Raw genomic sequence first — 7030 nt, forward strand, 5'->3', positions numbered from 1 at the left:
GCACAGGGCCTTGCTCGATATGCACTTCCACGAAGCCCAGATACTGGGTCGGGTCACGACGGATCTTGGCGATGTCGTCGATGCACAGGCCTGCGTGCTGCATGGCTTCACGCATCGTGACGCCATCCGCGTCTTTTTGTTGCAGCCACTCGGCTTTGAAGTCGCCCACCAGGGCACCTGATCCCAGAAAAGTGGCCTTGTAGCGCTGGCCTTCCTCTTCGGCGAACGCGATGACCTCGATGTCGAAGGGCAGGCGCTTCTTCTGCTGGTGCAGCTCGCGCACGCAGACCATGGGCACGAAGATGCCCAGGCGCCCGTCGTACTTGCCGCCGTTGCGCACGGTGTCGTAGTGCGAACCCGTCATGAGGTATTTGGCGTTGGGTGTGGCAGCGTGGTAACGGCCCACCACATTACCGACAGCGTCGATCTCGATCTCGTCGAAGCCGCAGTCCTTCATCCAGTGGCTGATGCGCTGGGCACAGGCGCGGTGCGCGTCGGTCAGGTCGGTCACGGTCAGCTGGCCTTTTTCCGCATAGCCAGGGTCGCTGTGCTGCGCCAGCGTTTCCTGCCAGTCCCACACCCGCTGGCCGTCCAGCGGTTCGAAGCCGAACTTGTCGTTCAGCCGGATCTCGGCGATGCGGTGGATGTTGCGCACGCATTCCGCGCGCTCGAAGTCCGGGTGGCCGTGCTCGCGGCGCTCGAAAGCTTCGATGATCTGCGCCTTGGTCAGGCCGGTGCCGCGCGGGCCGCGCACCGCCAGGATGAAGGGGAAACCGAAGCGCGCGTTGTAGGCGGCGTTGAGCTGCTGGATGTGCGCGAACTCTTCGGGCGTGCAGTTCGTCAGGCCCGCCTTGGTCTGCTCGTTGGTCGACTCGGCGGTCAGCGACTTGCTCACCATCGCCTTGCCGGCCAGCTCCGGGTGGGCGCGGATCAGCGCCAGCTGCGGTTCGACACCGGCGTCATCGAGCACGCGCGTCATCGCGTGCTTGAGCTGCGCCAGTGAGGCGAAGGGCCGCTGGGCGAGTGCACGCTCGGCGATCCAGGGCGAATGCTCGTACAGGCCGTCGAGCATCTGCAGCGCCTCGGACAGGGGCGCCGCGTTGAGTTGGTCCAGGGTCAGGGGCATGTGGGCGGCCTCAGGCAAGGTTCAGCGGGTGGGTGGCTTTCCAGTGCCGCGCGATGTCCAGGCGGCGCGCCACCCAGACCTTGTCGTGCGACTGGATGTGGTCCAGGAAGCGCTGCAGCGCGGTGATGCGACCCGGGCGGCCCAGCAGGCGGCAGTGCATGCCGATGCTCATCATCTTGGGCCGGTCCAGACCCTCCGGGTCGCCTTCGGCATAGAGCGCGTCGAAGCTGTCCTTCATGTACTGAAAGAACGGGTCGGCATGCGAGTAGCCCTGTGGCAGCGCAAAGCGCATGTCGTTGCAGTCCAGCGTGTAGGGCACGATGAGCTGGTGCGCATCCGTCCCGTCGGTTTTGCGCACCTTCATCCAGAACGGCAGGTCTTCGCCGTAGTAGTCGCTGTCGTATTCGAAGCCACCGAAGTCGGCCACCAGGCGGCGCGTGTTGGGGCTGTCGCGGCCGGTGTACCAGCCCAGCGGGCGCTCACCGGTCAGCCTTTCGATGATTTGCATCGCCTCAGCCATGTGGGCCCGCTCGGTGGCCTCGTCGATGTTCTGGTAGTGGATCCACTTGAGGCCGTGGCAAGCGATGTCGTAGCCCAGTTGCTGGAAGGCAGCGGTCAGCTCGGGGTGCTTCTGCAGCGCGGTGGCGACACCGAACACCGTCAGCGGCAGCCCCCGCTTTTCAAACTCCCGCACCAGCCGCCAGACCCCGGCGCGCGAGCCGTATTCGTAGATGCCTTCCATGCTGACGTGCCGGTCCGGGAAGGCCGCCGGGTTGAACATTTCCGAGAGGAACTGTTCGCTGGCCGGGTCGCCGTGCAGCACCGAGTTTTCGCCACCCTCTTCGTAGTTCAGCACGAACTGCACGGCGATGCGCGCGCCGCCCGGCCAGCGCGCGTGTGGCACGTCGCGGCCGTATCCGATCAGATCGCGGGGGTAGGGAGCAGTGGAGTCGTAGACGGTCATAACAAAAAGTGACGAGTGAGTGGTCTTGTCCAGTAGCACCGCGGAACTGGCTCTGCCAGGCCGCTGGTGCTGCCCCTTGAGGGGCTGAGCGGCTATGCGCAGCGAGCAAGCGACGGGGGGGTCTAAGAAAGCGCCATCGAAATGTCGTTGGTGGGCAGTTTGCGGTCGAAGGTCAGGCCCGCTTCCACATGTTCCAGGTGTTCGTTCATCAGGCGCACGGCCAGTGCTTCGTCCTTGGCCGCCAGGGCCTTGACGATGTCGGCGTGTTCCTCGTTGGAGTGCTCGGCCGCGTTGGTGCTCTGGTACATCAGCATGATCAGCGCGCAACGCGAGAGCAGCTCACGCAAGAGTTCGGCCAGCACCTGGTTGCCCATGAGTTCGGCCATGCGCACGTGAAAGTCGGCCAGCAGTTCGGTGCGGCCGGGCACGTCCTCGTTGGCCACGGCCAGCTTTTCTTGCGCGACGTGTTCCCGCAGGGCCTTGATCTTGCTGGGGGTCACCTGTCTCACGAAGGCGCGCGTCATTTCGGCTTCGAGCATGCGGCGCACGGCAAACACCTGCTTGGCCTCGTCCACCGACGGTGCGGCCACGAAGGCCCCGCGGGCCGGCTCCAGCCGGATCAGCCGGTTCTGCGACAGCTGGAACAGCGCTTGCCGCACCAGGGTGCGCGAGACACCGAAGTGGTCGGCCAGCTTCTGCTCGGCCAGCTTGGTGCCGGGGTGCAGGCGGTGCTCGACGATGGCGCGGGTCAGCGACTCGACGATCTGGCGGGTGCTGGAGGTTTCCATGCGGTTCATCATATCGGGAAAAACAAAAAGTGTATACAATTTTGGTCGACCAACCACCAAGGATACCGACATGGGATTGAGCACACACGTTCTGGACACCATGCACGGCTGCCCCGCGGCCGGCATGGGCGTTGAGCTGTACACGACCGACGGCGAGCAGGCCACGCTGGTCAAACGCTTCACCTTGAACAACGACGGCCGCAACCCGGACGGGCCGCTGTACGACAACGCCAGTCTGCAGCGCGGCACGTACCGGCTGGTGTTCGATGTGAAGGGGTATTTCGCGGCCCGGGGCGTGGCCTTGCCCGAGCCGAATTTTCTGAACCGTGTGGCGCTGGACTTTGGCGTGGCCCACACCGACCAGCATTACCACGTGCCGCTGCTGGTCAGCCCCTGGAGCTACAGCACGTACCGGGGAAGTTAGGCGCGATCCCCCCGCGCCGCCTGCGGCGTCACCCCCCAGGGGGCGATGCGAGTGGCCCGGCAAAGCCGGTTCCACCGCATCCTCGAAACAGTCATTGCGCCCCGATCACATCGTCGGAGTGCGTGTCCCCCATCCAGTGGTCCCGTGGAACGGGCTTTGCCCGGCCACAGGGACTGTCCCCCCGCGCAGCAGGGGGGAAGCGCCGTCAGGCGCGCAGGAGGGAAAAGTTCTACCTATCCCGCTGACCTTCGGTCAGCGTGTCCAGCTGGAACTGGCCGCTCTGGTCCCAGAGCCAGGTGTCGGTGTAGGTGACGCGGCCCAGGCGCTGCGGCACCGGGTAGGGCGCGGCGGCGCGTGCGGTGCGCTCGATTTCGGCACGGGCGCCGGCATGGCTGGGCGGGCGCAGCCAGCTCATCGAGACGATCTGACCGCGGCTGTCGATGTCCATCTGCATCACGCCGACGCCTTGCAGCAGCGGAGGCATCTTGCCCTTGTAGATGCGGTGACTGTTCTGCGCGTAAATGTGGCGCGCTCCGTCTTTGCGGTAGTCCTGGGCCGAAGCGGCTGACGACAGTTGTGCGCCTGGGGGCAGCGGGATGGCGGCGGCAGGTGCCGGGGCGGGCGCCGTGGCCACGGGTGCGGCGGGTCGCGGAGCGGTCGGGGCCGTGGGGGCTGCCACGGGAGGCGGGGGCATGGGCGTCGAGCAGGCGGCCAGCAGGGCTGCGGTCAACGCGGACAACAGACCACCCAGTGTGGCGGGACGGGGGGCTTGGGGTGACGGTTGGGACATGACGACTCTCAGGGGTGACGAACTGGACAGCAGCGGAACCGACCGGTGCCTGAGGCGCCACCGGTCCTGCGGGTGGCGGCCATACGCGCCGGCGTATGCAGTGTATGGCGGTTCAACCCGGGCGCCGTGGCATGCTCGCCCGATACTGCCGAGCGTTGACCGCACTTACGTTTTTACACGTTTTTATTGCAAACACACCACACATGGCCCACCACCTGGAGGACTTCCTCAACCGTCTGGCGCTCGAACCCGCCGTGCTCGTCACGGTCGGGCGCACGCGCGGCTCGGTGCCGCGTGAGGAGGGCACCTGGATGGCCGTGTTCGCTAAACACCAGGTGGGCACCATCGGCGGCGGCCAGCTGGAGTGGAGCGCCCTGCAGCAGGCCCGCCAGCGACTGGCCGGGGGCGATCCGCAACCGTGGGAGCACGCCGCCGCCCTTGGGCCCAGCCTGGGCCAGTGCTGCGGGGGCAGCCTGGTGCTGCACTGCGAGCCGGTGGACATGGCCGATGCCAGCGCTCTGCGCGCGCGGCTGGCGCCCCGCCTCACGCCGGTGGCGCTGTTCGGTGGTGGGCATGTGGGGCGGGCGCTGGTGCAGGCCTTGGCGCCGCTGCCGTTCGCCGTGCAATGGGTGGACAGCCGTGACGAGGTCTTCCCGTCCGACGTGTCCGCCCAGGTGCACACCGAACATTCCGATCCCGTGCAGGCCGCGGTGGCCGATCTGGCCCCGGGGGCGCATGTGCTCATCATGAGCTTCTCCCATGCCGAAGACCTGGACATCGTGGCCGCCTGCCTGCGGCGCCGGCGCGAGCGGGCCGACCTGCGTTTCATCGGCCTCATCGGCAGCCGCACCAAATGGGCGAGCTTTCGCCGCCGTCTGGCCGAACGTGGTTTCACCGAGTCCGAGCTGGCCCTGGTCACCTGCCCGATCGGGCTGCCCGGCATCGAGGACAAGGCGCCCGAGGTGATCGCTGCGTCGGTCGTGGCGCAGTTGTTGCTTTTGCGAGAGGCAGCGGATTCGCCGCCTGCCTGAGTTCCCGCGCGCGGGCCGTACGGGGCTTTTGCTGTTGGAATGTTGCCAAAAACTGTATACACTTTTGGTTCGGTCGCAGCGGAGCGGGTGGGGCGCAACCCCACTCATCGCGGCCCTCAGTCGACTCAGAGCGCCCGCGGTGGTGAGTCGCAAACCCTGACGGACACACCGTCCACGTGTTGAGGTGCCATGGAAACCTACCTGCTCGACTGGGCCAACCTGCTGCTGCGCTGGTTGCACGTCATCGTCGCCATCGCCTGGATCGGCTCTTCGTTTTATTTCGTTTTTCTGGACAGCAGCCTCACGCCGCCCGAAGACGAGCAGCTGAAAAAAGACGGCGTGTCCGGTGAGTTGTGGGCGCTGCACGGCGGCGGCTTCTACCACCCGGTCAAGTTCAAGGCCGCGCCGCCCAAGCTGCCCGAGCACCTGCACTGGTTTTACTGGGAAAGTTATTCCACCTGGCTGTCCGGCTTTGCGCTGTTCCTCATCTCCTACCTCTGGAGCCCCAGCGTCTACCTGATCGACCCGCGCATCATGGAATGGTCGCCCGCCGGCGCCATCGCCGCGGCGCTGGCCTTCCTGGTGGTGTTCTGGTTCGCTTACGACGCCATCTGCCGCACCCTGGGGCAGACGAAAAACGGCGACGCCAAGGTGGGCGCGCTGGTGCTGGTGCTGGTCTGCGTGGCGGCCTACGCGGCCACGCAGATGTTCGCCGGCCGAGCCGCCTTCCTGCTGATGGGCGCGATGCTCGCCACCTCGATGAGCGCCAACGTGTTCTTCTGGATCATCCCCGGCCAGCGCACCATGGTGGCCGACATGAAGGCCGGCCGCCCGGTCGACCCGATCCACGGCATCCGCGGCAAGCAGCGCAGCGTGCACAACACCTACTTCACGTTGCCGGTGCTGTTCGCGATGTTGAGCAACCACTACAGCTTCACCTACGCGCACCCGCAGAACTGGCTCATCCTCATCGGCATGATGTTCGCGGGCGCGGCCATCCGCCAGTTCTTCGTCATGCGCCACGGCTACAAGCTGGGCCGCAACCCGCACCCCTGGAAGTACGCGGCCGTGGGCGTGGTGGTGCTGCTGGGGCTGATCGTCTGGCTTCGCCCGGCGCCCGTGGCACCGTCTGCAGCGGCGCCCGCCGCCGTCGGGTATGCGCAGATCCAGCCCGTGGTGGCGCAGCGCTGCGTGATGTGCCACGGCGAAGCCCTGCAGAGCAAGGGCGTGCGCCTGGACTCGGCGGACGAACTCAAGAAGAACGCGCAGATGGTCTACCAGCAGGTGGTGGTGCAGAAGCTGATGCCCATGAACAATGCCACCGGCATCACCGATGACGAGAGAGCGTTGTTCGCGCAGTGGTTCAAGGCCGGCGCCCCTGTGAACTAGGGCGTCCTGCGCTACGCTCAGGGTTTTCCATCCAACGGGAGACCCCATGAAAACACGCGCCGCCGTGGCCTGGAAGGCCGGCGAACCCCTGACCATCGAGACCGTCGATCTGCAGGGGCCCAAGTTCGGCGAGGTGCTGGTCGAGATCAAGGCCACCGGCATCTGCCACACCGACTACTACACGCTCTCGGGAGCCGACCCCGAGGGTCTGTTCCCCGCCATCCTGGGCCACGAAGGCGCGGGCATCGTGGTGGACGTCGGCCCCGGCGTGACCTCGCTCAAGAAGGGCGACCACGTCATTCCGCTCTACACGCCCGAATGCCGCCAGTGCAAGTTCTGCCTGAGCCGCAAGACCAACCTGTGCCAGCTGATCCGCGGCACGCAGGGCAAGGGCCTGATGCCCGACGCCACCAGCCGCTTCTCCATCGACGGAAAGCCCATCCTGCACTACATGGGCACCTCCACCTTCAGCAACTACATCGTGGTGCCCGAGATCGCGGTGGCCAAGATCCGGCCCG

8 protein-coding genes are annotated in these 7030 nt (G+C 66.4%); 4 read left to right on the forward strand and 4 right to left on the reverse strand.

Translation table 11 applies throughout. The annotated features are described in order from the left end of the window. The 3 genes from uraD to ACR2JA_RS20180 form a co-directional block, all read right to left on the reverse strand. Positions 1–1126, reverse strand: a 1126-nt coding sequence (gene uraD / locus ACR2JA_RS20170; protein WP_434010843.1) for a 2-oxo-4-hydroxy-4-carboxy-5-ureidoimidazoline decarboxylase, incomplete at its 3' end; no start/stop codon positions are given. 10 nt (positions 1127–1136) lie between these two features. After that, positions 1137–2090 (reverse strand): allantoinase PuuE, encoded by a 954-nt coding sequence (gene puuE, locus ACR2JA_RS20175; protein WP_434010844.1) that lies wholly within the window; start codon positions 2088–2090, stop codon positions 1137–1139. 122 nt (positions 2091–2212) lie between these two features. After that, positions 2213–2878 (reverse strand): GntR family transcriptional regulator, encoded by a 666-nt coding sequence (locus tag ACR2JA_RS20180; protein ID WP_434010845.1) that lies wholly within the window; start codon positions 2876–2878, stop codon positions 2213–2215. 70 nt (positions 2879–2948) lie between these two features. On the opposite strand from ACR2JA_RS20180, the gene uraH reads away from it, so the two are divergent. Beyond that, positions 2949–3302 (forward strand): hydroxyisourate hydrolase, encoded by a 354-nt coding sequence (gene uraH / locus ACR2JA_RS20185; protein ID WP_434010846.1) that lies wholly within the window; start codon positions 2949–2951, stop codon positions 3300–3302. A gap of 229 nt (positions 3303–3531) precedes the next feature. Here the strand turns inward: uraH and ACR2JA_RS20190 are convergent, their stop codons facing one another. Then, entirely contained in the window at positions 3532–4092 is a 561-nt protein-coding gene (locus ACR2JA_RS20190; RefSeq protein WP_434010847.1) for a hypothetical protein, read from the reverse strand. A 203-nt stretch (positions 4093–4295) separates the two neighbouring features. On the opposite strand from ACR2JA_RS20190, the gene xdhC reads away from it, so the two are divergent. The 3 genes from xdhC to ACR2JA_RS20205 form a co-directional block, all read left to right on the forward strand. Next, positions 4296–5123, forward strand: a complete 828-nt coding sequence (gene xdhC, locus ACR2JA_RS20195; protein WP_434010848.1) for a xanthine dehydrogenase accessory protein XdhC — start codon at positions 4296–4298, stop codon at positions 5121–5123. A 189-nt stretch (positions 5124–5312) separates the two neighbouring features. Then, positions 5313–6512 (forward strand): urate hydroxylase PuuD, encoded by a 1200-nt coding sequence (locus tag ACR2JA_RS20200; protein ID WP_434010849.1) that lies wholly within the window; start codon positions 5313–5315, stop codon positions 6510–6512. 46 nt (positions 6513–6558) lie between these two features. Further along, a partial coding sequence (locus ACR2JA_RS20205; protein ID WP_434010850.1) for an alcohol dehydrogenase catalytic domain-containing protein occupies positions 6559–7030 on the forward strand: 472 nt, incomplete at its 3' end.

The sequence above is a fragment of the Hydrogenophaga sp. genome, from assembly GCF_051007235.1.
In the GTDB taxonomy this organism is placed as follows: Bacteria; Pseudomonadota; Gammaproteobacteria; order Burkholderiales; family Burkholderiaceae_C; genus Hydrogenophaga.